This window comes from Polaromonas sp. CG_23.6 (genome assembly GCF_029892315.1).
GTDB lineage: Bacteria > Pseudomonadota > Gammaproteobacteria > Burkholderiales > Burkholderiaceae_C > Polaromonas.
In genome coordinates this window covers 26,376-50,867 of the sequence record NZ_JARXUY010000004.1, presented here as the reverse complement: position 1 = coordinate 50,867, position 24,492 = coordinate 26,376, and the positions used below count along the sequence as shown (strand labels likewise).

Below are 24,492 nucleotides of genomic sequence, written 5' to 3'. Positions count from 1 at the left end.
ACCGTTTTCGGGAAAGTTTCCACGTAGAAAATGAGCCACTGGTGCGACGTTTAGACGTGTAAAGGTTCTGATCTTGGCGCAACTTGCGCCGCAGCACGGCAAGCTCCTGGCATTGCCATGGGTTTGAAGAGGCTGCGATCAAGCGTAGAGGGCCGGGTCACTGTCCCCTACTCAGCCTAGAATTCTGGCGTTCTGAAACGGTCTGGCATCGACCGGCATGTCGATATAAAAAGTGGTCCCCCGCTCCAGCGAGCTGTCCACCGCGCAGCTGCCGCCATGACTCTCGGCAACTTTGCGGACAAAGGCCAAGCCGATGCCCCAGCCTTCCTTGCCGCCCTCTTTAGCCGCCTGCGCCCGGGCAAACATCTGAAACGCATCCTCCGTCTCGCTTAAGGGAATGGGGTTGCCCACGTTATGCACCGACACGATCAGCCGTCCATCGATGTGCTCGAGGCTGATCGCGATGGAGGTTGTTTGCTCCCCATACTTGACCGCATTGCCCAGCAAATTCTCCAGCGCTCGCTTGACATCCTCGCGGCTCCACAGCACCTGAACCGTGGCCCCGCTGACCTTGAACCTGGGCCCGTGCTGGGCCTCGAACTGCTCGGCCACCTCCTGGGCCAGCGCCAGCATGTCAAAACTGGACAGCTCCAGGCTCAGGCGCGAGCCGCCTTCAAACGTCAGGCCATCGAGAAGCTCACGCAGCATCTTGTCCATGCGCTTTGTATTGGCAAGGATGGTTTTCGCGCTGGCCTGGGCCTGGGCTAGTGAGGTGGTGCGCGTAATGAGCTCGGCCGCCATGCTCACCACGCCTACCGGACTTCTGAAGTCGTGCATCAAGGCTGAGACGATCTGCTCGCGCAGGGCGGCCACAGCGACCACGTAGGCCGTAACGCTCTGGCGGATGGCGCCCTCGATCGAGGTGGTGATGACCTGTAACTGCGCATGGTCAAAGCTCACGTCGTGGCGTTCCATAACGTCCAGTAGCACGCTTTTTAGCAGTTGGTACTCGGCAACGATGGCCTGGGGGTTGTAGTTCGTCAGTCGGGCGCGTTCACCGCCATGCTCGATTGCAACGGTGGTGCCGGCGATCGCATCCGCTCGCGGGTAGCTGGGGGTGATCGCTCTGGCCAGGTTGTCGTAAAACACTGGCAAGGTGTTGATGAGAATGGGCTGTTTGAGGGCGGTAGCTGGCTCAATATCGCTTCGAACGCGCTCGCTCCACTGTTCCAACACTTCGTGCTGCAGTTCAAGCATTCTTTGGGATGTGGGCGAGAGTCTGAAGTCAAGGCTGCCGGGGTTGGGTTCGGCTACAAAAGTCATGGGAAGATGCCTTTCAAGGCTGCACTGGCCTTTGCCTAGTGGCGTTAAAGGCAATATGTGCTCCACAACAGATATTACCTTGCCAGCCTGAAAACAAAGTGACATGGACAAACATCTGCCTTCGGATAGCTTGTTGCTGGTATTTTCAGTGGTCTGGATTACGAAAAAACTCCAGACGACGCATCAACAGAGGTCATCACAGCTTTAGCTGATGACCTGGTAAAAATGGACCCGGTTGCGTTGCTTTTGATTGCTTTGAAGCGTGCAGGGGTCATTCCCAGTGAGGACGTTGTGCCTCTTCATGTGAGTTATTTGCAAGAAAACCTCAATATTCGACTGGGTATTCCGGGCGAACGTGAACAGCCATTCCAGTGAACGTGAACGCTGGAATGAGTAGCTCGCGGGGACCGATTCCGGGCGCGTGAACGCTGATTCCGCTGGCGTGAACAGTGATTCCAGTCATCGTGAACGCGGCTCTGGCCTGGGTTGAAAGTGAAGTTGCGCAAGTCAAGACCACCCTGGCGGGTAGGTAGCCTCACTGCATTTAATTGCAGGAAGCCAGATGCCCGCCCGAAAGATCACCATGCGCAAGATCAAGGAAATACTCCGTTTGACCCTGGACGCCAAGCTGCCCTACGAGCAGATTGCCGCGTCGCTTCAGCTCTCCAAAGGCGTCATCTCCAAATACGTCAAGCTCGCCAGCACTGCCGGGCTTGATTGGCCAGCCATCGCGGCCATGGACGAAGGAGCGCTGGAGCGCCAACTGCTGGGCCCGGCAAGAAGCCCGGTCGTCTACGCCCCGCCCGACTACGGCCAGGTCCACGTGGAGCTGCGAGGCAAAGGCGTCACGTTGATGCTGCTGTGGGAGGAATACTGCGGCCAATGGGCCGAGGACGGTGAGGTCAAGCCTTACCGATACTCTCAGTTCTGCGAGAGCTACCGCCGCTTTGCCAGGACGCTCAAGCGCTCGATGCGCCAGGTGCACCGCGCTGGCGACAAGCTCTTCATCGACTATGCCGGCCCCACCATTGCGCTGTCAGGTGGGGCAGGCGTAAGGATTCGTTCGTAAATGAGTAAGATCGCCCGCAAACCCGCGCCCGGCTTGGATCTCAGGGATTTGAGAGATGCGTTTTGGTGAAACTATCCACTGAACTTCAGCCTGTAATCGCGGCTTGTTTCGCGCGGTCGCGCTTGACGATGTCCAAGACCGTGTTTTTGCTGATGCCCAGACGCAGTCCGACCTCCCGGTACGACTGCCCAGCAGCGACGAGCTCCAGCGCACGCTTTTGATGGCGGTCGGCTTTCACGCGCTGGCCGGGCTGGCGCCCGAAGCGTACGCCGCGCGCTTGCGCTGCGGCAATCCCCGAGCGCACCCGCTCGCGCAGCAGGTCGCGCTCGAACTCGGCCAGCACGGACATGAGCGAGGCGATGAGCTTGCCCTGCGGCGTGCCCAGATCGAACTGCAGGCCCGTCTGGGCGATCAGGGAAATGCCCCACGCCTGGAGTTCGCCCAGCGTGTGAAACAGATCGATCGTCGAGCGGCCCCAGCGGGTCAGTTCGGTGACCAGCACCACGTCGACATCGCGCGCCTGGGCCAGCGCCATGACCTTCTTGCGCTGGGCGCGATCATCCTTAGCGCCCGAGGCCGTTTCCTTCCAGACCCCGACGACCTCAAAGCCCGCTTTTGCGGCAAACGCCCGCAAATCCGCCTCCTGGCGCTCGCAGGTCTGGTCGGCCGTGGAAACCCGGCAGTAAATGGCCGCTCGCTGTCCCAATTGAATCCTTCGCGCAAAACCGCCCGCCAGGGCGCATGGGGCCGTGCCAGAATGGCAGTGCAAATAAAGTTTACTTTAAACGATACAGCTTTGGATTTCAAACTGCCAGGACCGCCCACTTGCAACCCAGCGATACCGCCTATCCACGCTTTAAAAGTCGCCCATCGCCTGCGGAGCTGGAGCGCTTCTATACGCCAACGGAGGAGGAGCAAGCCTATGGCGCCCTCGCTGCGCGCGCACCCACGACGCGACTGGGTTTTTTGCTTTTGCTCAAGTCCTTCCAGCGCCTGGGATATTTCGTAGTGTCGAGCCAGATCCCGCAAGTGATCGTCGAGCATATCGCCACGGCCATTGGGCGGCGCATTGATCGAGAAGATTTGCGCCGCTACGATGCATCCCAGGCGCGGCGAAAGCATCTGGCGGCCGTGCGAAAATTTCTCAACGTCAAGCCTTTTGCCGCCGCCGGCCAGGCGCTGCTGCGTGAGGCGGTCAACGATGCGGCGATGACCAAGGAGGATGTGGCCGACATCGTCAACGTCGGCATCGAGATGCTGGTGCGAAGCCGCTACGAGTTGCCCGCATTCGACACCCTGGTCCGGCAAGCACGCGCGGCTCGCGCAGCGGCCAATCACACCCTGTACGGGCAAGTTCATGGCGCATTGGACGAAGCTGGCGAGGCATTTCTCGATGCGCTGTTTGTCGTCGGGGACAATCCCCGACGGGTCAGTCCTTGGAACGACCTCAAGCAAGACCCCGTCAAGCCAACCGTTCACGGCATGCGCGAGCTGCTGGCACGCTTTGATCAGTTGAGCGGGCTTTCCCGCTACAACGCCATACTCAAATCGGTTCCGCTCATCAAGGTGAGTCAATGGGCGCTGGAGGGCAGTGCGCTGGATGCCGCCAGCATGGCTGACCTGGCAGCTTCCAAGCGGTACGCGGTGACACTGGCCGTGCTGCACCATCGACTCGGCGTCGTGACCGATGACCTGTGCATCATCTTTTGCAAACAGATGGACCGGGTATCGCATGCGGCTGCACAAGCATTGCAGCAGTATTTGGTGGACAACCAGGCAAAGACCGACGAGATTTTGCGCCGCTACGCCTCGCTCGACGCCTTGCTCAAGTCGGCCGAGCCGGGCCAGGCGCAGTTGCTGGCAGTTCGCCAGACCATCGCTTCGCGGCCCGACCTGTGCGAGTTCTCGCGCTTGCATGCCGAATACGGTGGCAAGAACGAATGCCGCTTCATGGCGCCTGTCTTTGCCAACCGGCGCAGCGAATTGCTGCGCATCCTGGGCGCACTGCAATTTGTCTCGACCAGCCAGGATGCCAGCTTCAAGCGCGCCTTCACCTTCATGCTCGCACAGCGGGCACGCTCGGGTGAGTGGATTGTGCTGCAAAGCGCTACGGCTGGGGGTTTGAGCTTGCTAGAGCTGGCCTGGGTGCCGGAGAAATGGTGGAAACTCATCACGGGCATGGCCCAGCGCGAAGCGCCCACGCGGCTGCATCGGCGCCAGTTCGAGGCCTGTGTTTGCGCGCAGATGGTTCGGGAGCTTAAATCGGGCGATATGTGCGTGGTGGGCGCCAATGCATACGCCGACTTTCGCGATGAGCTGGTGCCGCTGGACGAGTGCGCGCGCACCCGCGAGGTGTATGGCCAAGAGGTCGGCCTGCCGGTTCAGGAGAATGCGTTCGTGCAGCACGTTCGTGGCCTGCTGGAAGTGGCCGCGCGCAAGGCCGACGATATGTATCCTGAAAATCCATTCTTCAGGATCATTGATGGCCGTGCGAAGCTGGGGCGCCCTGCCAAAGCGCCGCCCCCCGAAGGGTTCGCGCTGCTGGACCAGGCCTTGACGGCCAAGCTCGATGGGCTGGGACTGTCGCTGCTCGATGTCCTTGCCGATACGTCGCAATGGATCGGCTGGGACCGGCATCTTGGACCGCTCAGCGGACACCAGGGCAAACTCAAGGAAGAGGCGCGGCGAAAAATCCTGACCACGTTTGCGTACGGAACCGGACTGGGGCCGACCCAGACTGCCCGCAATATCGCCGACATCAGCGCGCGGCAGATCTCTTTCGTCGATCAGCGCCAGGCGAGCACTGAAAAACTGGAGGCGGCGATTACCGACACCATCAACGCTTATAACCAGTTCCAGTTGCCCCGGTACTGGGGCGACACGCGGCGCGCTGCGGCCGACGGCACCCAGTGGAACCTGTACGAAAACAACCTGCTTTCCGAGCGGCACATCCGCTACGGCGGTCATGGCGGCATCGCCTACTACCACGTCAGCGATACCTATATCGCCTTGTTCTCGCACTTCATTCCGTGCGGGGTTTGGGAGGCCATCTACATCCTCGATGGCCTGAGCAAAAACGCATCGGACATTCAGCCCGACATCTTGCACGGCGACACGCAGGCGCAAAGTGCGCCGGTCTACGCATTGGCCTTCCTGCTGGGCATCAAGCTGATGCCGCGCATACGCAACTGGAAAGACCTCAAATGGTTCCGGCCCACGCCCCAGGATGCGTATGAGCATATCGACACCTTGTTCACCAGGGAAGCGATCGACTGGGACCTGATCGCCTGCCATTTGCCCGACATGCTGCAAGTGGCCCAATCCATCCGGGCCGGACGGATTTCACCCTCGACGGTGCTGCGAAAACTGGGCACGGCCAGCCGCAAAAACAAATTGTACTTCGCGTTTCGCGAGCTCGGACGGGTGGTTCGCACCACGTTCTTGCTCGACTACATTGGCGATGAGGACTTGCGCGGCATCATCCAAGCCGCGCAGAACAAGTGCGAAGGCTTCAACAATTTTTCCCAGTGGGCCTATTTCGGCGCCGACACCATCACCCGGAACGTTCGCGACGATCAACTCAAGATCATCAAATACAACCACCTGGTCTCCAACCTGGTGATCTTCCACAATTGCCACACCATCACGCGGGCGTTGAAGGAGCTGCAAACGGATGGCATAAAACTCACGCCTGAGCTGCTCGCAGGACTGAGCCCGTACCGCACGCATCACCTCAATCGCTTCGGACTTTACGAAATGAAAGAGCGCCATCCCCTGCCTGTGGACTATGGAGTCGGGTTCGAAACCTAAGCCTGGCGCGGGTTTGCGGGCGATCTTACTCATTTACGAACTAATCCTTACGCCTACCCAGGTGGGGGCAAGGCCAACATCTTCGTGGCGGCCATGGGCGCCTCGGGCTACGCGTTTGCTTGGGCAACGCCAGCGCAAACCACCGCCGACTGGCTCGAAGGGTGCTGCAGGGCGCTCGGCTTCTACGGCGGTGTGCCGCAGCTGATTGTTCCGGACAACCCACGTGCCGTCATTGCACAGGCCAGTCGCTACGAGCCGCGGGCCACCGACACCGTGCTGGACTTTGCGGTGCACTACGGCTGCAGCATACTGCCGGCTCGCGCCTACCACCCGCAAGACAAGGCCAAGGCCGAGTCCACGGTGCAAATCGTGGAGCGCTGGATCATGGCACGGCTGCGTCATCAAGCGTTTCATACGGTGCATGAAGTCAACGCAGCCATGGCCCCTTTACTGGAGCACTTGAACAACAAGCCGTTTCAGAAGTTGCCGGGCTCCAGAGCCAGCGTGTTTGCAGCCATTGACGCCCCGGCTCTGATGGCGCTACCGCTGGAGGCTTTTGAACTGGCGATCTTCAAGACGGTCAAGGTGCACATTGATTACCACGTCGAGTTCGAAGGCCACCGCTACAGCGTGCCCCACGCGCTGGTGGGCCAGACGCTGGAATTGCGCGTAACCCGCAACGCGCTGGAAATCCTCAATCGTGGTCAACGTGTGGCCAGCCACGCCAGGAACAGCCGGCGCGGCGGCTTTACCACCACCGACGAGCACATGCCCGAGAACCACCGGGCCCACGCACAGTGGAGCCCGGACCGCTTGATTGCCTGGGGCGAGCAGATCGGGGTGGCCACAGCGCGCACGGTGCGTCATCTGCTGGAGCGTCAGCGCCACCCTGAACACGCTTACCGGGCCTGTCTGGGTTTGCTCTCACTGAGCCGGCGCTACAGCGCAGCCCGTCTGGAGGCAGCGTGCCTGATTGCGCTGCAACTGGGCACCAGCAAATACAGCCATATCAAGGACATCCTCGTCAACCGCGGCGATCAGTTGCAAAAAGCCGAGGCGCCCGAGTGGACCAGCCCTCAGCACGCCCATGTACGCGGCCCCGGCTATTACCAGTAAGCAACAAATTGAAAGAAACACCATGATGATGAACACCACTTTGGCGCAACTGCGCGAATTGAAGCTCGAAGGACTGGCTGCGGGCCTGCAGGATCAACTCAGCCAGGCAGGCGTGAGTTCGATGAGCTTTGAGGAGCGCCTGGCGCTGCTGGTCGACCGTGAAATGCACTGGCGCCAAGACCGGTGGATGTCAAGCTAGTTGTCGCAAAAAGTTTGATGCTCAGGCGATCTTTTGGGTGAGTTGGTTCTGGTTTTGTTGTGTTTCCGGATTGAGGTGGACTTCTGCGATTCGGTCCCAATTGCGGGTCGGACCGGACCAGCGGTTTGGGTTGGCATCGCGCGCTGCAGCATACACTTTGGCGCGGTCATCCAGAAGTGCTTGATCGATTTGCATGTGACGTTGAGCGGGCGTCACAAAGCCAATCGCGCTGTGCCGATGCTCGTGGTTGTACCAATGCACCAACTCTGTCACCCAGCGTCGCGCCTGTAGCAAGCCATTGAACGGTTTGACGGGAAGTTGAGGCCGGTACTTCAGTGTCCGGAACAGGGCCTCCGAGTAAGGATTGTCGTTACTTACCGCCGGTCGGCTGCGAGACGCAGCCACGCCCAGGCGCTGCATGGTGGCGAGCATTGTTTCCCCCTTCATCGGGGAGCCGTTGTCCGAGTGAACAGTGAGCTGATTGGGCGTGATGCCCTGACGCTCGCAGATGGCCTGGAGCAGCCCGCTGGCCAGCTCAGCACTCTCGCAGTCGTACACCTGCCAGCCAACGATCCGGCGGCTGAACAGGTCCACGAACAGGTAAAGGTAGAAGTAGATGCCGCGGACCTCGGTGGGCAAGTAGCTGATGTCCCAGCAGTAAATCTGATCGGGCCCAGTGGCCACCAGCGCGCGTGGCTTGCTGCGTTTTTGCGCCACCCGCTCCAGGCGGCGGTGCGTCAACTGGCCGGCTTCACGCAGCAGCCGGTACAGGGTCGACTCACTCGCCACATACAGGCCCTGGTCAGCCAGGCGCGGCACGATCTGGCTGGGCGGCAGATCCTTGAACTCATCGCTGTTGACCACCTCCAGCGCAGCTTGTCGCTCCGCCTCACTGAACTTGTTGGGCGGCACGGTAATGCGGCGTTTGTCGCCCACCCGGAGGTCTCCCTGCTGGTTTTCCGGGCGTCTCCAGCGCTGAACAGTACGCGCATCCAACCCAATCAGGGCGCAGGCCTTTTGCAAACGTGCGCCGCTGTCGCAGGACTGTCGGATCAGCGTCAGCAGGGTCTGACGCTGTTGGCAACTGGTCATTTCTCCTCGTCCTCCCACAGGGCCTGGAACTTTTTTTGTAGCACCAGCAAGGCTGCGGCTTCGGCCAGCGCCTTCTCTTTTCGACGCAGTTCACGCTGCAGCCCCTCGTGTTTGACCTGCAGCTCACGCAACGCTGTCTTGGCTTGGCGCGATTCAGGCGCTGTGGCGCTGCAAAAAGCTTCACCCCAGGCCTTGAGCTGGTGCTCAAACAACCCCTTCTCCCGGCACCAGGCATGCAGCTGTGTGGGCGTCATGGCATGCGTCTGGTTCAGCGCAAGCAAGCGCTGGGCAGGGCCCCACGATTGGGCCGGTAAGTCGTCAGGCAGTTGCGCTGCGGGGCCACCGACTTCATGCTTTCGGTTGGACTTGCTGATCCATTTTCTCAAGGTGCCGACCGCCATATTCAGTTCATTGGCGACGTCCTGGACGCTGCGTGTGCCTCGTTGCCTGGCTTTGCTCAGGGCCTGTTCTTGGAATTCAGTTGAATGTCGATTTGTTGTCATGAATAGCGCTCCAATGCGGATCATCCGCAATCACGGGGGAGCGGCAACTAGTCTGACACAGGGGGAGACCGCCGTCATGTACGCCTGCTCAAGCAGGCGCGACTGAAATACCCGCAAGCGGCCATTGAAGATGTTGACGGCCGCGCCGGGCGCGGCATCCAGCGCAGCACTGTCATGACTCTAGCATTGGGCGATTGGGTACAAAGCGGCCATGCCGTCTTGATCACGGGCCCCACCGGGGCCGGCAAGTCCTGGCTGGCCTGTGCCCTGGCGCAGCACGCCTGCCGGCGCGGCTTCAGTGCGCATTACCAGCGCGTTCCCCGGCTGGGTGAAGAGCTGCGTATTCGCCACACCAACGCCACGTTCGGCAAGTGGCTGGAGCAGATTCGCAAGACCGATGTGTTGCTTCTGGATGATTGGGGGATGGCGGCTCTGGACAGCCAGACCCGGGCAGACTTGCTGGAGGTTGTTGATGACAGGGCATCAAGCCGGGCCACGATTATCACCAGCCAGCTGCCCATTGAGCACTGGCACGAGTGGATTGGCGACGCCACGATGGCCGACGCGATGCTTGACCGGCTGATGCAGAACCATCACCGCTTGACGATCACGGGGGAGTCTTTGAGAAAAAATCCGGCCGCAGGAAAACCCAATGCGGCCGATTTGAAGGAGTAGACGGGCTAATGACGGGGCGCCAAAAAACCGACAAACACACACGACGAAAGGATTCACCAAGCTGAAAAACCACCTCAGCCTACAATTTGAGCGCGTAACAACACATCAACACCGCCGCAGCGTTCACGTTGCCCGGAATCGCCGTTCACCATCCTGGAATGAGCGTTCACGTTCGCTGGAATACGCACGACCATGAATCAGTCGTTTGTACGACTGGGGTAGCTTCAGGAATTTTTCGCCAAGGATTTTTAAATACCATTAACTCTTGTAAACGAACGGTTTCGAGCAGTTTTTTCGAGAATTCATCCATTCCATGTGCAGTGCAGCATTGCAATCTTCTAGAAAACCGTTCTCGCATCGATTTGGCGACTTTGGCAAGTTTTGAAAAAAGCAACCGGCAGCAGGAGTGAAAACACTCCGCAAAGCCGCGCCAGCGCTCGATACCGTATTCTTCACCATACGATTTTTCCGTTTCCTGTGACGACCCTTCTTTGCGCTGACGCCGCGTCCCTGAGCGCTCTGGATTTTCCGAGATGCCATGAATTGCATAGCTACTGGCGCATGCACACCCTGCGTCAGCAGCCGTTTTGCTCTTCAAATCAGCGGGTTGTCCTGGCTCGGCGGCAAAGCCTTTTGGGTAACGGCTAGCAGCCTACTCAAGGCCGAAAAATCCACCGGCTTGACCAGGTGGTGATCAAACCCGGCCTCCTGGGATTTGCGCCTGTCTTCCTCCTGGCCCCAGCCGGACATGGCAATGATCGCGATGTGCTTGCCCCCCGGCTGCTGACGGATGGCACGACAGGCGTCGTAGCCGTTCATCCTCGGCATGCCAATGTCGAGCAGGATCACATCGGGCTGGAAAGCGGCGGCACGCTCGACGGCTTCCACGCCGTCATAGGCCGACTGCGTTTCGTCGCCGTCCATACCGAGCAGCATGGCAAGGCTGTCGGCGCTGTCGCGCATGTCATCGACCACCAGGATGCGGAGGGCCACCGTCGGCGGGACCGGTGCGGCAATCGGCGCTGGCCCTGCGGGACTTGCCGTTTCCAGCCACACCGGCAGACGCACGACGAACTCACTGCCCAGGTCTTTGCCCTCGCTGTAGGCGGTCAACGTGCCGCCGTGCAGCTCGGTCAGGCGCTTGGCCAGCGACAGCCCGATGCCCAGCCCGCCCTGGGAATGCTCCATCGAACTGCCGACCTGCGTGAACAGCTCGAACACCTGGTGCAGCATGTCAGGCGCGATGCCGACGCCGCTGTCCTTGACCGTCAGCGCGACTTCGTGGCCATGCCGCTCGGCGCTCAGCCAGATGTGGCCGCCCGGGCGGTTGTACTTGCAGGCATTGTTCAGCAGGTTGCTAAACACTTGCGCCAGCCGCATCGGGTCGGCATTCAGGGTGACCGGCTCGGGCGGCAACGTGACGTTCAGTTCGTGACCGGCGCGCTCGCAGAGCGGGCGGCAGGCTTCCACGGCGTGCTGCACCACTGATGCCAACTCGATGCGTTCCAGCCTGAGCTCAAGGCGATCGCGGGTGATGCGGCTCACGTCCATCAAGTCGTCAATCAGGTGCACCATCTGGCCCATCTGCCGCGCCATGGTGGCGTAAGCCCGCTCCATCAGAGCGGCGTTGCCGTTCGCCCGTTTCATCAACTCCAGCGAGGTGCTGACGGCCGCCAGCGGATTGCGCAGTTCGTGCGCCAGGGTCGCCAAAAATTCGTCCTTACGGCTGTCGGCAAGCCGCAGTGCTTCCAGCAGCGCGCCAATACGCTCCTCAGCCAGCTTGCGTTCGGTCACGTCAAGATTCGTTCCGACCATCCATTCGGCATGTCCCTCAGCACTTTTGCGGACGGTTTCCGCCGCGTGGATGTGGCGGCATTTCCCGTCGCTGCGGCGCTGAATGCGAAAGTCAAGGCTGCTGCTGCCGAGTCGGCGCACGGTGTCGCCCAAAGTGTCTTCCTGTGTATCGAGGTCTTCCGGCAGAACCGAGCCGCTCCAGTCGGTATATTGGACAACGCCATCGGCCGTGGGCGCGATACCGTAAATCCGAAACATCTGGGCATCCCAGCGAACCATGCCGGTGTTGAGGTCCCATTGCCAAACTCCGACGCCGGTCGCCTCGGTCGCCAGCCGCATGCGCTCTTCGCTGTCGCGCAGGGCCATTTCAGCCCGCTGGCGCGCGGTGATTTCGTGGAAGTAAGCGACCACGCCATGCTGGCCGTCGGGCAGCGTGACGCGCTGCGTCTCCCAGTCAAAAGCCTGGTCCTCGCCGATGTCAGCGCGCCGCTCGTAAAAGGGCGGCGACACATAGCGTTCACCGCTGGCCAGCGTGTGCCGGAAGATCGCCGTGACTTGAGCGCCAACCACCGGCCCCCACAAAATCTCCAGGATTTCGGCGAAATCGCGGCCAATCAGCGGATCAATCGTTGCAAAAACCGGTGCCGCCAGCGCATTCACCTGCTGCAGTCGAAATCCGGCGTCAACCACATACATGCCGGTTGGCGCCTGCTCAAGCAGCCTGGAAAATAGTCCAAGGTTTTGGGCCACAGCAGCTTCGGCGCGTTTGCGCTCGGTGATGTCGCTGAAGAGGATGCCGACATTGCGGCTTTGCGGCCCGCCGATCCGGTGCGCCTTTACCTCCAAAAAGCGCCCCAAGGGCTTGGCTTCGTTCTCAAAGCTTGCTGGCTCGCCGCTCAGCGCGACTTTTCCATAAATCTCAATCCAGAATGGCTCCAGGTCTGGCAGCAGCTCGCTAACCCGACGCCCCTTGGCGTCCTTGAGTCCGGATTGGCTTTCAAATGCCGGGTTGGTTTCCAGAAAGCGGAAGTCAACGGGCCTGCCGGCAGCGTCGAAAAGCACTTCAACCAGGCAATAGCCCTCCAGCATGCCGTCGAAAAGGCTGCGATAGCGCGCTTCCTGCTCGCGCAGCGCCTGCTCTGCCAGCTTGGCTGCCGTGATGTCGCGGGAAACCGCAATCAGGCGTTCTGCGGGGCCGTCGCCTGGCTCGGCGCTGATCGGTGCGATGATCACGTCCCACCACTTCGGCGTACCCTTGGCCGTCGGTGAAACGCCTGGAATCGCGCAGTTTCGCCGCGTTTGGCCTGCTCCACGGCTTCTACAGCCAGCGCAGCGAAGGGCTCTGGCTTGAGACTCCACCACGGCTGGCCGAGCCATGGCGCGAAGTCGTCGATTTCCATCAGGTGCTGACCGTTGCGGTTCATGGTTTGCCGCCGTCCTTCGCGGTCAAGCACAGTGGCGCAATCCGGACTGCTCTCCAGCACGCTCCAGCTGAATGCCTCGCTCTCGCGCAGGGCCTGCTCCCTGTGCCGACGCTCATTGATATCCTGGACCACGCCTATGCTGTACAGCCGCTGGCCTGTGGCATCGCGCACCATCCGCACCGTCACGCGCACCCAGCAGACGGAGCCGTCCTTGCGGATGTAACGCTTTTCCATGTCGTAGTGGTCCACGACACCGGCATGCAGCTGATCGATATTGAACTGGTTCGTCGCCCGATCGTCCGGGTGCGTAAAGTCGCAGATATTCATCCGCAGCAACTCGTCTGCCGCATAGCCGGTGATCTCGCAAAACCTCTGGTTGACTTTGGTGAAGCGCCTTTCGCCGTCGAAATTGGTCATGCCCACGGGCGAGAGATCGAACGCAAGGCGGTGAAACTCTTCGCTGTGCCGAATTTTTTCCTGCGCAGTTTTGCGCTCGCTGATGTCCAGCGCATTGCCGATGATCTGGCTGACTGCACCGGTGGCATGGCGCGCGAAGACGACATCCCGGTTTTGCATCCAGCGCCAGCCGCCGGAGTGCTCGCGCAGGCGGTACTCGAAGTCGGCGGTTTCATGGTCGGCCAAACTGCACAGGGACTGACGGTGCGCGACGAATTGCGGCAAGTCGTCTGGGTGCATCAGGGCTGGCACAAGCCCGGCGCCCATGTCCGCAATCTCCTCGTCACTGTAGCCGAGCTGCGTGGCGATGGATCGGTTGACGTACAAGGTGCGCTGCTGGTCGAGATCGAAAACCTCAATTGCACCCAGCGTGACATCCGTGAGGCGCCTGAGAAAGTGTTCGCTTTTCGCCAGCTCGGCCAGGGACGATGACTCAAGCATGCCGATGCCCGCTGTTGCCGGGCTGGATGTCGTTAGTTTTCAATGGAGTCTCCGATCAGGATTTTCTTTGACGCTGGTCATTTTAGCCAAGCCCTCTGGTTGCAAGCCCTTGCCGAGCCCGACGTGAATTGTTTGTCTGAAGCCTACGTCGAACAAGGGCAAGCATATACCCCTCGATGAATTCGTTATCCGTGCCTATTGCGAAATCTGTGAGGCCTATGCGGCGGTGGTGCGCACGCCTTTGCCCCGGCGTTGAGCGATCAGGAGGCGCTGACGCTTGAAATGATCGGTGCCTACCTAAGAATGCATCAGGACAAGCAGATATGGAGCTGCTTCAGGCTTTTTCTGACGATCCCCCACCCAACTTTCAGACTTCAACCTGACACACCAGCTGAGACCGTGCTTTATTTTTCCGAATTCTGAAACTACTCCAACAAGGCGGCAGCCGCCGCGACTGGCGTTATGTCAAATCGGGCGCCTTTGAGTTGTCCCCCCGCGCTGGGCATGACGCTGTTGATAGCTACTGGGATAAGCGCCAGCAATGGCACCAAGGCTGGCTTTGCGGGCGACGCTTAAAAATCAGGCAGTGAGAGCCGCGTGGCGTTGCCATGCCGCAATCCACCATATAGAGATGACCCGTCAAAAGCTACCTTAACTTCAGTTTTGAACTGTCCAGAATCCGGGGGAAACGTCAGGCAGTCCGACAAAGAGGCTCACGCCCGAGTGCTCCCTAAATCGGCCAGCCTCGACATAGCTGCCTGACAGGTCAAAATCCGATCGAGCGTTTCCCAGAAAACTGAGGCATCACGATGTAGGCCAGCGGCGCGCCAAGCTGCATTGCTTTCGCAAACGCTTCCTTGACCAGCCGCGAGAGCCTTCTGAGGTCAATGTCCATGCGCTCGGCCAGCAAGTCGCATGAGCCTTTGTCCATCACAATTCGCGTTTTGGTCTTAAGGCACAACTGATCCATTACCTGCTCGATGATGCGCAGCCGCTGGGCAGGCTCGGGGCGCGGCACCTCGAAAATCTCGACCCGTGACAACAGGGCCGCCGGCACGCCATCCAGGCTGTTGGCCGTCAGGATAAAGATCATGCGGCTGGCGTCGAATTCCATGTCCAGAAATTGATCCTTGAATGCTTTGGCGGTGTTGGGCTCCAGCAGATCGAGCAACACCGGCAGCACGGGGTACTGAACGCTGGCCCCGATTTTATCGACCTCGTCAATGACCACCACAGGGGAGGCTGACCGGCCTTCTGCCAGCAATGTGACGATTGATCCTGGCCGCGCGCCGGACCAACTGTTGTGCGAGCCAGTGAACTGAAAGCCGCCTTGTGCGCCGCCCGCACTGATTTTTTCGGTGGCAACGCCCAGCGCCTCGGCCAGCTGTGTTGCCAAGTAGGTTTTGCCAATGCCGGGCTCTCCCAGCAGCAAGATGGGGTTGATGTGAAAGTCTTCCGGGTCCATGGCTGCGGCCAGGACCAGATCAATTTGCAGGCGGGTAATAGGCTCCACGAGGTTCTCGAACCTAGCTTTGGCTTCTTCGAGTTTGGCGCTGGCTTGGCAGGCATCGGCCACTGCCCGGTAGCCGTCATCGGCTTGGGCGTTTTGCAAGATGCGCTCGGCGCCAGCTTTTTTGTCGGACGGGATGCTGCTCACCATTTGCACGGCTTTGGCAACGGCTTGCTGGTTGAACACCGCAATGCTGCAAGGTGGCTTGGCCATGACCTCGACCCCACCGGCCACGGCAAAGGCGTTTTTCCAATGCAGGTAGCAGCGGTTGACCATGCCTTGGGCTGCATCGTCTGCAATTCTCGTTATTTTGCTGGACAACCCCTTGCGCCAGCGGGCAGCATTTTTTTGCTGAAACGCTTGCGGCTCGTGAGGAAAAAAACAGAGGATTTGCATGGCACTGTCCCACGTCGGATCGACCAGGAAAAACAGCACCTCGGCCAGCGTCTTGTCGCGCGTCCCGTAGGCCGTTGTCAACAACACCGCCACCAGCAAATCGGATGAAAACTGGCGCGTCACGAAGTCCAGGTCAGGCGATGTTTTGTTGAGCAAGCGGGATGCCAGCGCCACCGCGTCTGCCAGGTCGTCCTCGGTGCCGATGCGAATGCACGAAAGATCCACGTCTTTTTTCATGTTTTCTCCCAGGTTGATGCAGCAAACCCTTCACCGCATGCATGGATTGTACACATTTACACAAATGATGCAATGTGCAAATGATCATTAAAGCAACAGTGGGAAACGCATGAAAAAACGATTTACTCAATTACACATACACTCGTAGCCAAAGTGACATGCCAGAACGCAGGATGGAAAAAAACATGCAGGAAAAACCCGCCGAGCTCGCAGTTGTGCCCACTACCGGTACACAAGAACCCGTTGTGTTGGTGCGCATCAACGCGCAAGTGACAGAAGCCGAGCACCAGAAGTTGAAGATTTATGCCGCGAAAAACAGAACCACAATTTCGGAACTTTTGCGCAAGTTCATCGGGACGCTTAAAGACTGAACGCTTACTGCGCAAGAACCCACTGCACGGTCACGCAGCAATTCCGTGACGGGTCTGACCTTTTTAAAAAAGTCATCGACAGATTTCCAATGGCTACTGAAGGTTAGTGACTCATGCCGCGGCTGCGAACGCGGATCTTTTCAAGGCCGCAGACCACCGCCATCAAGCCTGTATATCCCTACGGTCCCGATCTTTGCCGTCACCGGAAATACAGCGTGAGGTGAGGAATTTTTCGTTCCTTACGGGGGGTCGGCGGCTTTTCCAAATTTGTCATGGATTGATCCCGGTGGGGTTTAGCGCCCTTGGCTTTTGCTTTTTGCAAGTACACGCTGCCTTTTCTCTTCGGTCTGCATGGCTTGGCGTTCTTCGCTGAGCAGCGTTCTCATGCCGTCCTTGCCGTGCTTTCGCTCGATCTCGTTGCCCGGTGCAAACCGCCCGTGCCTAGTGTCAATGCCGTCATATTGGAGGTTTTCAGTGAGTTCACCCGTCTTGTACAGCCTCACTTCGTCCCGCCAGCGGACGGCCACGAATGCTTCGTTGGAGGCCACGACAACGCCATTGGCCGGTGCCTGGTGGTCGGCCTGTGTTGTTGTTGATTGCGCCAAGTTGCTGCGCGGCTCGGCGGCGGCTTTGGCCGCGTCAATCCGCTTGTGAATATCGGCCAGCTGGACGGGTTCTGAAAGCCGGTGTTCTTCGGCAGCATTCTCGGCATCCGCGACTTTTTGAGCTTCAGCAGCTTTGGCCTGGGCGGCTTGCTCGGCTTCAGCTTCGGCTGTTTCGGCTTTTCCTTCGTGCTCCAAACGGTGAGCTTGAGCCGCTTCGGCCTGGGCGGCTGGCTGGTCATTCTCGGGCGCCTGGGAGGTAACAGCCTCCTTGACGGGGGTAGGCACCAAGACCGGTTTTATGGGCTTGGCCCTGGGGCCTGGCGCCATGCCCTGTTCTGCAGATTGGTTGGGTGGCGTCAAGACCGCTTCGCTGGCCTTTTCCAGCGCTCTGCTTGCCAAGCGCTCGGCTTGGTATTTTTCGGCGTGCAGCCGCTCGCGCAGGACCTCCAGGGCCGGATCTGTAAACCGGCAGGTCAACCCGTTGGCCACGGCCAGGGCGACAGCGTTGTGCTGAAACTCTGCCGGGCCCGTAAGGGTCAGCACATTGCCGAATTTCGACTGTCCCAGCGCCAGTGCGGCGGCAATGCCGGCGTCGGAATTCAGATCCAAAATAGCGATCGTTCGTCCTTCGTCCCTGAACACGTCTTTTCGGAGCAACTGGTAAGTGATGTGCTGGCGCGCATCCACCGTGCTGGTGAGGATTCGCAGCGTGTTGGCAACTGAGCTGGTGCTCGCGACTGGGCTTCGCTCGGTGACGTGCAGGACATGCAGGCCGACAATTTGCGGCTGAGCTTTCCATGCTTTGTAAACAGGCAGCGGTTTGTAGGTGGCTTGCAAAGCCTTTTTTTCATTCCGTTGCCGCGCTTGCAGCTCGAGCTGTTCAGCGGCTTGCACGAGTGCCATGAGGCTTTCCAATGCTTTGCGCTCCGCGCCATTGTCTTTCCCGCTTTTTTTCAGGGCCTCGGTGCGCTGCGCTTTCAGCTTCGCCAGGAGCGCGGCCCGTTCGTCGCTGTGGCGTTGTTGTAGCCCAATCGTGTCGTGCGTTTTGGCCGCCTTCAGGGCGTCACGGATGGCGGTGTATTCGCGCCAACCCGGCTGGTGGCCAGTAAGCGGCTGTCGGCTTTGGCTTGGTCCTTGTCCGCCTTGGCCTTGTCTTTGTCGGCTTTGGCCTTCTCTCTGGCCTTGGCCTTGTCCGCCCTGGCTTGCTCCTTCTCCATTTTTTTCGATTGCGCGTTCGACCAACTGTGCGCTTTGACTTCCAGCTTCTCCAGGATGGCGTTCTCTCGCGCCTCGATCTGCGCGGTCGCGATGGCTTCCCCATCGCACTCCATCAACTCTTCTGTAATCAAGACTTTCATCAGACTGCAATAAATTTTCAGTGTGGTGTTGTTTTCGTTTTGTATTCTTGGCGACATCCAAATGGCTGCCGGGCAGATCGTGCAAAGTGTGGAAGGTAGTAAATCCAGCCGCAACAACGTGCGGCTCGTCAAAGCCGGTTTTGAATCGTTTGTCCGTGACAAGTCGAGTTCTGTGAAAGGGGTCATGTTTGATCTCAAGTTGTTGGGGTGATTGGTAAGGTCCAAGGCGTCTTTGCAATGCGCCAAAATTGTTTTTGCGGTCCACCACATCACTGGCTTTGACACCAATACGGTTAATAAACAGTTTGGCGCCGCTGCCTTCTTGCCTGTAGTCAATGCCCACTATGGCGAGTGCTGCATGCAACTGCTTCCAGCTGGTGGACGCGGCAATGATGGGCGCGGCCAGCTCGATGCAAAGACGCTGTGCCGACTTTTCGCCGGTCTGGATTTCTTTGTCTCTGACGGGCCCGGTCGGCGCTTTTGGCTGGTGTAGTTGGTTTAACTGGTTTGGCTTGTCAAAAACCTGGGGGCGCTTTTTGCTGTCAGTGATCAAGTGTCCAAACTCGTCCGTTTTGAATCTTGAGCTGGCGTGCGTTTTCCAGCCCTGAACTTTTTCAACCATGGCCGCGGCCTGCTGGATGGCATTGTTCTGAAAGCCTTTGTTGATTTCAACCACTTTGAAGGTTTGCGGATGAACCCTGTTCACTTCAATGTGAATATGAACATGGTCAGTGTCCGAGTGCATTCCCCAGATGACCTGGTGGCCTTCGAGGCCCAGGTGCTTGAGCGTGATGTGCACGGCTTGGCGTGCCTGGCCAATGCTGGGTTGTTCGCCTTCTTGCCAGCTCAACACATAGTGGTCGATGGGGTCCTTGCTTCGCACGGCTGAATGCGACAGCGCCACCATCTCCAAAGTCTGGGACTTCAGATCATCGGTGATGAAGTTTTCAGCTTCATAGTGGATGCACTTTTCCCGGCCATTGGCCAGTTCAGGACGAGTGATGTAGGCAGTCAACGCTGCAACACGAACCGCTTTGCTGCTGGACTTTTTGGGGTTGGGTGCTTTTTTGCCGATCATGCCGACCGGCTTATTTTTTTAATGGTTTCGATGATGAGCAAAACGGCCGCCGATGTGTCGGCGCTGTACGCGCCGTGGCTTTCGTTGTGAACGGTCTTCAGCATGCCCGTGAGGCGGTTCAAATGGTTGATCATCACGAGATCGGTGTTGGCCACAATCTTGCGGCCAAAGTATCGGGCCCGGACAAGCGCCGACATGGACAAGCCGGCCATTTCGGCATCTTGTGCAAGGCGCTGCTTTTCTTCTGCGGTCAGGCGAACGGCAATTTTTTCGTCCAGGCTTTCTTCACCAATTTTCTCGAATGGCATGGGGCTCCTGGTGCCTGGGTTGGTGGATATTCATCAGCGGGTTCAAGGGCGCAGCCATTGCAAGGGGAGTCAACAGGTGAGAAGCGAAGCGCCGAATGGGTTGACGTGGGTTGTTTGGCATGGGAAGCGCGAAGCGATTCATATGTCAGACAACCCCCACCTTGTATATTTACCATTGCTGTCAATGTTACCAAATTATATAATTCTGTAAACAAATATTTCTGCTACCCTACAAAAATCACAAACAACTGTCAAAGAAAATAAAAATGACAAGATCAGTAAAAAAGCAAATCTCCTACACAGCAGAAGAAGTTAAAAACCTGTTTGATCACTTGAAGTCGCTCCCGAAAATTGAACGCCCTGTTGTCAAAAGCAGGCAAGAGGTTGTTACAGCGATGCTTGAAGAAATTGAGTCTTTGAAGACTCGCGGGTACAGCTTGAACATGATTGCAGAAGAAATCACCAAGGGCGGTCTTGCCATCACCGCGCCGACACTCAAGAACTATTTACAGCGGGCAAAACCAGTACCCAAAGCAAAGCAGGGTGCAAAAGCATCAGTACCCAAACGGGGTGCAAAAACACCCACAACAAAACAGGCTGAATCGTCTTCAGTTGAACCTGAAAAGGCAGTAACTGAAACACAAGCTGAAACGCCAGCACACAAGCAAGGCAGTGGTGAGTTCAGATTGAACCGCCGTACCAACGTCTAAGAAACAAGAGCCAATAAAAATGTCAACTATCTATTTTGTCGGTGGCTGTAAAGGCGGTGTTGGCAAGTCAATGCTGGCAAACGGGCTGCTTCACTATTTGCTGGAAAAAAACAAACAGGTGGCACTGGTTGAAACTGACACCAGCAATCCTGATGTCGCTTATGCCTATGAAAATGAAATTCCTGTCAGGAATTTGAATCTGGATAAAAAAGAAGGCTGGCTGGACTTGATCACGTTCTGTGATGAGCAGTCCGGCAAAGACATTGTGATCAACACCGGGGCCAGAAATGAAGCCGGTATGAAAGCATTTCACAAGATTTTCAGCGATTCGATGAGGCAGCAGCATTTCAACATTGTGATGTTCTGGGTCATCAATGCAAATCTCGACTCTGTCAATCTGGTCCGCAATTTCATGGAAATCATGCCCCAAGCAAAACTGCACATTGTCAAAAGCGGTGTGTTTGGCAATGAAGATGATTTTGAGATTTACGACGGATCAGATACCAAAAAAATGATTGAGGCGGCGGGCGGTCAATCGGGCTACATGTACAAGCTGGCCAACCGTGTGGTGACGCGCTTTTACAACCAGAGCGAGAGCATCGGAGCCATGAAAAAAACAATGACGATTGGCGACAGGGCAGAGCTGTTTCAGTTCACCAACGGGCTTGAATTGATGTTCGATGGAATGATCGGAAGCCAATAATGGATGTGTCGCCTTTTGACGTGGTGGTTCAGCGCGCTTCTACCGATTCAGAAAAGCAGCATTTGCACAGGATGCGCAAGGAGTTGAACCTGCATGACCGCGATCCGGTCTGGCAAATCTCCATGATGAATGAAGCATTTTTGGTGCGGCTGCTGGAGGTTTCCCGTTCAATCACAACGGCCGGCTCAAAAGGTGTTGAAACCATCAACAAGATGGGATCGCTTGTCATCAAGGATGTGGACAAGCAGGTAGAAAAAGCCATTGAGCTGCAGTTAACGCAAGCAAAGCGCAACATGCACAGGGCAGCGGTGGAAGTCTTTAAAGACTTGAATGAAGAAGCAAAAAATGCGGTGATCAACGCAGGCAAGGACATTGCAGCGGTCGATAAGGCAACTGTTGAGGCGATGGTCATTCGTGATCAAGCCATCTTGATGAAGCGCTACGCTTTCATGGGCATCGGACTTTTCCTGGCCGCCTTGCTGGCGGGTGTGGGCATGGGGATCGGCTACAACGCACTGCACGTATCTGGCCTGCGCCAGGAAGTCGGCGCGGCCCATCTGGCGAGCCAGGCCGCAGCAAACCGGGCAACGGCGGCGCAGTTTGACTCTGCTGCTGCGGTGGCTGCGGCAACCAAGAAAATTGGCGCTGAGCTTGCAGCTGTGCGTGAGCGGGCGGGCTGGGCGGGATCAATTGACGGCGCCAAAGTGGCTGGCTGCAAGCTGCCTGGCTGGGAACAGCGCACAGACACAAACACTGGAAATCCATTTTGCATCGTCCGTCAAGCTGAAAAACCAACGTTTGGGGCAGACATCGCACAAGTCGATTTTTGGATGCCAAAAACCAAAAAGTGAAGCCGCCGAATTTTTTTGGATGAACAAGTGGCACGAACGCAATCCCAGTTGCCACAACCGCTCTTCTTGGGGTCTGAGGTGCAGTGGAACGGAAAACCCCGTTAGGGGGTCGTCTCAGAATTCGGAATTTAAAGCACGCTAAGCGCGCGAGGATGCGGGGATCCAGCGGTACAGAGTGGGCACGGACACGCCCAGGTTCTTGGCCACGTCGCGCGGCGGCACGCCATTGGCCAGCAATTTTTTGGCTGACTCGATCTTGCTGACAGTCATCCTGAACCTGCCTCGTTTTCACGTACATCAAGTCATGCAGCCACAAAGCTGCGTTCTTTTGCGACTGGGGCGAGGAACCCGATGGCCGTATGCATGCGCACGCGGTTGTAGTAACCCTCAATCCAGTCCACTATGTCCAGCCGGGCTTGGGCCCGGGTGTCATAGCGTACTTGGTAGATCCGCTCGACCTTGAGCGTCTTGAAGAAGCTCTCCATGGCCGCGTTGTCCCAGGCATTGCCCTTTCTGCTCATCGACATGATGACCCCGAAGTCTGCCGCCAGGCGCCGGTATTCATGACTGGCGTATTGACTTCCACGATCTGTATGTACCAGCAGCCCGGCAGCAGGCTTGCGTTGCCAGTATGCCGACCTCAAGGCTGCGCAGACCAGCTTCGCATCGATGGTCTCTGACATTGACCACCCTACGATACGCCGACTGGCCAAGTCCATCACCACAGCCAGATACAGCCAGCCTTCATTCGTTGAAACATAAGTAATATCACCCACCCACGCCTGATTTGGCTCCCAGCTGTCGAAGCGGCGGTCCAGCAAATTGGGGGCCACTGGCAGGCAGTGCGCCGAGTCGGTTGTGATCACGTACGCTCGCCGGTAGACAGGGCGCAGCCGTTGGCGGTGCAGACTTTTGCGCACCCGCTCGGCGCTCACATACTGGCCTTGCTGGCGCAGTTGTTGCACGATGCGCGGCCGCCCATAACTGCGCCGGCTGCCTTGATGGATAGCAGCGACCTGGGCGTCTAGCGCCTGGTTGGCCAGCGCTCGGGCACTGGGCGAACGCACGCGCCACTGACAGTATCCCGTGCGGGAAACCGACAGTATCCGGCACAGCCGGCTGACCGTGTACTCGTCGCGATTTTTCTCGATCCAGGCGTACTTCATCGCGACCCCCTTGCAAAGTACGCCGTCGCTTTTCGAAGGATCTCCACGTCCAGCTTCGCGTCGGCAAGCTGCCTGCGCAACCGGCCGTTCTCGGCTTCCAGTTCATTCACGGGCCGGCGCACTGGCAAGGCTGAAGCGTTGGCTGCCACTTCGGGTACTGCAAGGCCTGCAGCCGCTCGCCGTCGCTTCCAGTTACCCAGCGTCGCTACCGGCACGCCTAGGCGCCTTGCCGCTTCATGTACCCCGACCGATTCGCCCAGCCTTGCCGCCTCAGTCTTGAACTCTTCTGTGTACTGCCTCTTGGGCACTGTTCTATCTTGCATTTTGATTCTCCATACAGGTGAAGTTTCCAACTTCTTGCTGTACGTAAAATCAAGGCAGGGTCATCCTCCTTTTGCGCCCGCCCTTGCGGCCCAGCTGGCGGGGTACCGGTGTCGATGGCGTCGGTCAGGCTCTTGAAATGCACACCCTGCCGGTGCAACTGGCTGACCAGGTCCACCAGGTGCTTGACGCTGCGGCCAAGCCGGGCCGTTCGGCCCGGCTGCCGCTCATCTTGTCCTCAAAGAGTTTGTGGCAGCCCGCCTTGGTCAAAGCGTCGATCTGTAGATCAAGGTGTTGATCCAGCGTAGAGACACGCGCATAGCCGATCAGCATGCCGGACCGCGATTGAGTAGTTCCATCTTTAATTCCTTCTCGAAACTCGTTTTGATGGTAGAGCTTCGAGAATATAGTTTCAAGAACTGTTTCTGAGAATCAAAGAGCCTTGATTCTGCGTGCGGCATGAGGCTTTCAGCAAACCTTCTCAAAAACCTCCGTTTTCGATAAATGTCGATCCGGACCATATCGCTAACGTACGCTGTGATCCGTTTCCTGAAGCTACCCCGAGATGGCAAGGGCAACTCGGTGACAGGTTGGCACGTTGGAAAATCTGCGGGTGGCACACCGTCCATGAAAATCAATGTGTCCTGGTTCGATAGCTTGTTTGGGAGTGATGCTTGAAAAAGTCGCTGCGGCAATCTCTGGGGTCCTCGGTTGGGCCCAATGTACCTGCGGTCACCTATTTCGCAATGCCGAGAAATACCGCCAGGCAGCGCTCAATCTCCAGCATGCCATCGGCGTTAAGATGCCCGAAAGCCTCTCCGAGTTTGTCTTTTTTGACGGTCATGGTCTTGTCTACCATCACCTGGGATACCTTCTGCAACCCGTTCTCGGGGTTGGGCTTCACGGTCACTCGCAGCAGCGGGGCATCGACCAGGGCGCTCGACACCAGCAACACAGTCACGCTCGCGTGCTCGTT

17 protein-coding genes and 6 pseudogenes are annotated in these 24,492 nt (G+C 58.1%); 9 read left to right on the top strand and 14 right to left on the bottom strand.

The genetic code is table 11. The features are described from left to right. Window positions 1–171: 171 nt before the first annotated feature. Window positions 172–1,323: a HAMP domain-containing sensor histidine kinase gene (locus H4V98_RS21475; RefSeq protein ID WP_280758063.1), complete on the bottom strand. Its 1,152-nt coding sequence runs from the start codon at window positions 1,321–1,323 to the stop codon at window positions 172–174. A gap of 562 nt (window positions 1,324–1,885) precedes the next feature. Here H4V98_RS21475 and H4V98_RS21470 point away from each other — a divergent pair. Continuing rightward, window positions 1,886–2,368 (top strand): annotated as a pseudogene (locus H4V98_RS21470) (IS21 family transposase); the annotation flags it as partial. A 109-nt stretch (window positions 2,369–2,477) separates the two neighbouring features. On the opposite strand, the gene H4V98_RS21465 reads toward H4V98_RS21470, so the two are convergent. Next, on the bottom strand, window positions 2,478–3,098 hold the full coding sequence (locus tag H4V98_RS21465) for a recombinase family protein (protein WP_280757966.1): 621 nt from the start codon (window positions 3,096–3,098) through the stop codon (window positions 2,478–2,480). Window positions 3,099–3,217: 119 nt separating this feature from the next. Between H4V98_RS21465 and H4V98_RS21460 the strand changes: the two genes are divergently transcribed. The 3 genes and pseudogenes from H4V98_RS21460 to H4V98_RS21450 all read left to right on the top strand — a co-directional run bounded on the left by H4V98_RS21460 (window position 3,218) and on the right by H4V98_RS21450 (window position 7,517). Then, the gene (locus H4V98_RS21460) at window positions 3,218–6,202 is read left to right on the top strand and encodes a Tn3 family transposase (protein WP_280757965.1); all 2,985 of its coding nucleotides are present in this window, start codon (window positions 3,218–3,220) and stop codon (window positions 6,200–6,202) included. Between the two features lie 63 nt (window positions 6,203–6,265). Then, a pseudogene (gene istA / locus H4V98_RS21455) lies at window positions 6,266–7,318 on the top strand (IS21 family transposase); the annotation flags it as partial. Window positions 7,319–7,340: 22 nt separating this feature from the next. Further along, window positions 7,341–7,517, top strand: coding sequence for an ATP-binding protein (locus H4V98_RS21450; RefSeq protein WP_280758062.1), 177 nt, complete (start codon window positions 7,341–7,343; stop codon window positions 7,515–7,517). A gap of 21 nt (window positions 7,518–7,538) precedes the next feature. Here H4V98_RS21450 and H4V98_RS21445 read toward each other — a convergent pair whose 3' ends face one another. Together H4V98_RS21445 and H4V98_RS21440 are read right to left on the bottom strand one after the other, a co-directional pair. Then, window positions 7,539–8,609 (bottom strand): IS3 family transposase, encoded by a 1,071-nt coding sequence (locus tag H4V98_RS21445; protein ID WP_196864798.1) that lies wholly within the window; start codon window positions 8,607–8,609, stop codon window positions 7,539–7,541. Further along, a complete protein-coding gene (locus H4V98_RS21440; protein ID WP_196864799.1) occupies window positions 8,606–9,112 on the bottom strand; it encodes a transposase in 507 nt (168 codons plus the stop codon). The genes H4V98_RS21445 and H4V98_RS21440 overlap by 4 nt, the downstream gene beginning before the upstream one ends. Window positions 9,113–9,178: 66 nt before the next feature. Between H4V98_RS21440 and H4V98_RS21435 the strand changes: the two are divergent. Beyond that, window positions 9,179–9,787, top strand: a pseudogene (locus tag H4V98_RS21435) (ATP-binding protein); the annotation flags it as partial. A 166-nt stretch (window positions 9,788–9,953) separates the two neighbouring features. On the opposite strand, the gene H4V98_RS21430 reads toward H4V98_RS21435, so the two are convergent. The 4 genes from H4V98_RS21430 to H4V98_RS21415 form a co-directional block, all read right to left on the bottom strand. Beyond that, a complete protein-coding gene (locus H4V98_RS21430) occupies window positions 9,954–10,385 on the bottom strand; it encodes a hypothetical protein (protein WP_280758061.1) in 432 nt (143 codons plus the stop codon). Beyond that, the gene (locus H4V98_RS21425; protein WP_280758060.1) at window positions 10,382–12,814 is read right to left on the bottom strand and encodes an ATP-binding protein; all 2,433 of its coding nucleotides are present in this window, start codon (window positions 12,812–12,814) and stop codon (window positions 10,382–10,384) included. The genes H4V98_RS21430 and H4V98_RS21425 overlap by 4 nt, the downstream gene beginning before the upstream one ends. Continuing rightward, window positions 12,811–13,902, bottom strand: coding sequence for a PAS domain S-box protein (locus H4V98_RS21420; protein ID WP_280758059.1), 1,092 nt, complete (start codon window positions 13,900–13,902; stop codon window positions 12,811–12,813). Before H4V98_RS21420 ends, H4V98_RS21425 begins: the two co-directional genes overlap by 4 nt. 766 nt (window positions 13,903–14,668) lie before the next feature. After that, window positions 14,669–16,045 (bottom strand): AAA family ATPase, encoded by a 1,377-nt coding sequence (locus H4V98_RS21415; RefSeq protein WP_280758058.1) that lies wholly within the window; start codon window positions 16,043–16,045, stop codon window positions 14,669–14,671. Between the two features lie 185 nt (window positions 16,046–16,230). On the opposite strand from H4V98_RS21415, the gene H4V98_RS21410 reads away from it, so the two are divergent. After that, window positions 16,231–16,416 (top strand): hypothetical protein, encoded by a 186-nt coding sequence (locus tag H4V98_RS21410; protein ID WP_280758057.1) that lies wholly within the window; start codon window positions 16,231–16,233, stop codon window positions 16,414–16,416. Window positions 16,417–16,709: 293 nt separating this feature from the next. Here H4V98_RS21410 and H4V98_RS21405 read toward each other — a convergent pair whose 3' ends face one another. Together H4V98_RS21405 and H4V98_RS21400 are read right to left on the bottom strand one after the other, a co-directional pair. After that, complete coding sequence (locus H4V98_RS21405) at window positions 16,710–19,457, bottom strand: relaxase/mobilization nuclease domain-containing protein (RefSeq protein ID WP_280758056.1); 2,748 nt, start codon at window positions 19,455–19,457, stop codon at window positions 16,710–16,712. Further along, window positions 19,454–19,765 (bottom strand): MobB mobilization protein, encoded by a 312-nt coding sequence (locus H4V98_RS21400; protein WP_280758055.1) that lies wholly within the window; start codon window positions 19,763–19,765, stop codon window positions 19,454–19,456. The genes H4V98_RS21405 and H4V98_RS21400 overlap by 4 nt, the downstream gene beginning before the upstream one ends. Before the next feature lie 266 nt (window positions 19,766–20,031). Here H4V98_RS21400 and H4V98_RS21395 point away from each other — a divergent pair, with 266 nt between their 5' ends. Genes H4V98_RS21395 through H4V98_RS21385 form a run of 3 tightly spaced genes read left to right on the top strand, consistent with a single transcriptional unit; the run spans window position 20,032 to window position 22,029 of the window. After that, window positions 20,032–20,475 (top strand): hypothetical protein, encoded by a 444-nt coding sequence (locus H4V98_RS21395; protein ID WP_280758054.1) that lies wholly within the window; start codon window positions 20,032–20,034, stop codon window positions 20,473–20,475. 19 nt (window positions 20,476–20,494) lie between these two features. Next, on the top strand, window positions 20,495–21,178 hold the full coding sequence (locus H4V98_RS21390; RefSeq protein WP_280758053.1) for a protein mobD: 684 nt from the start codon (window positions 20,495–20,497) through the stop codon (window positions 21,176–21,178). After that, a complete protein-coding gene (locus tag H4V98_RS21385; protein ID WP_280758052.1) occupies window positions 21,178–22,029 on the top strand; it encodes a hypothetical protein in 852 nt (283 codons plus the stop codon). Before H4V98_RS21390 ends, H4V98_RS21385 begins: the two co-directional genes overlap by 1 nt. A gap of 138 nt (window positions 22,030–22,167) precedes the next feature. Here the strand turns inward: H4V98_RS21385 and H4V98_RS21380 are convergent. From H4V98_RS21380 to H4V98_RS21365, 4 genes and pseudogenes are all read right to left on the bottom strand, one after another. After that, window positions 22,168–22,317 (bottom strand): annotated as a pseudogene (locus tag H4V98_RS21380) (helix-turn-helix domain-containing protein); the annotation flags it as partial. A 14-nt stretch (window positions 22,318–22,331) separates the two neighbouring features. Beyond that, a protein-coding gene (locus H4V98_RS21375; protein WP_280758051.1) for an IS3 family transposase occupies window positions 22,332–23,518 on the bottom strand; the annotation gives its coding sequence in 2 pieces (ribosomal slippage) (window positions 22,332–23,224 and window positions 23,224–23,518; 1,188 coding nt in all). Between the two features lie 98 nt (window positions 23,519–23,616). Beyond that, a pseudogene (locus H4V98_RS21370) lies at window positions 23,617–23,849 on the bottom strand (recombinase family protein); the annotation flags it as partial. Between the two features lie 403 nt (window positions 23,850–24,252). After that, window positions 24,253–24,492 (bottom strand): annotated as a pseudogene (locus H4V98_RS21365) (type II toxin-antitoxin system PemK/MazF family toxin); the annotation flags it as partial.

Coding starts and splice junctions, on each gene's coding strand:
- H4V98_RS21475 (WP_280758063.1), bottom strand. CDS start 1,323: ATGACTTTTGTAGCCGAACCCAACCCCGGCAGCCTTGACTTCAGACTC.
- H4V98_RS21450 (WP_280758062.1), top strand. CDS start 7,341: ATGATGATGAACACCACTTTGGCGCAACTGCGCGAATTGAAGCTCGAA.
- H4V98_RS21445 (WP_196864798.1), bottom strand. CDS start 8,609: ATGACCAGTTGCCAACAGCGTCAGACCCTGCTGACGCTGATCCGACAG.
- H4V98_RS21440 (WP_196864799.1), bottom strand. CDS start 9,112: ATGACAACAAATCGACATTCAACTGAATTCCAAGAACAGGCCCTGAGC.
- H4V98_RS21420 (WP_280758059.1), bottom strand. CDS start 13,902: ATGCTTGAGTCATCGTCCCTGGCCGAGCTGGCGAAAAGCGAACACTTT.
- H4V98_RS21415 (WP_280758058.1), bottom strand. CDS start 16,045: ATGAAAAAAGACGTGGATCTTTCGTGCATTCGCATCGGCACCGAGGAC.
- H4V98_RS21410 (WP_280758057.1), top strand. CDS start 16,231: ATGCAGGAAAAACCCGCCGAGCTCGCAGTTGTGCCCACTACCGGTACA.
- H4V98_RS21405 (WP_280758056.1), bottom strand. CDS start 19,457: ATGATCGGCAAAAAAGCACCCAACCCCAAAAAGTCCAGCAGCAAAGCG.
- H4V98_RS21400 (WP_280758055.1), bottom strand. CDS start 19,765: ATGCCATTCGAGAAAATTGGTGAAGAAAGCCTGGACGAAAAAATTGCC.
- H4V98_RS21395 (WP_280758054.1), top strand. CDS start 20,032: ATGACAAGATCAGTAAAAAAGCAAATCTCCTACACAGCAGAAGAAGTT.
- H4V98_RS21390 (WP_280758053.1), top strand. CDS start 20,495: ATGTCAACTATCTATTTTGTCGGTGGCTGTAAAGGCGGTGTTGGCAAG.
- H4V98_RS21385 (WP_280758052.1), top strand. CDS start 21,178: ATGGATGTGTCGCCTTTTGACGTGGTGGTTCAGCGCGCTTCTACCGAT.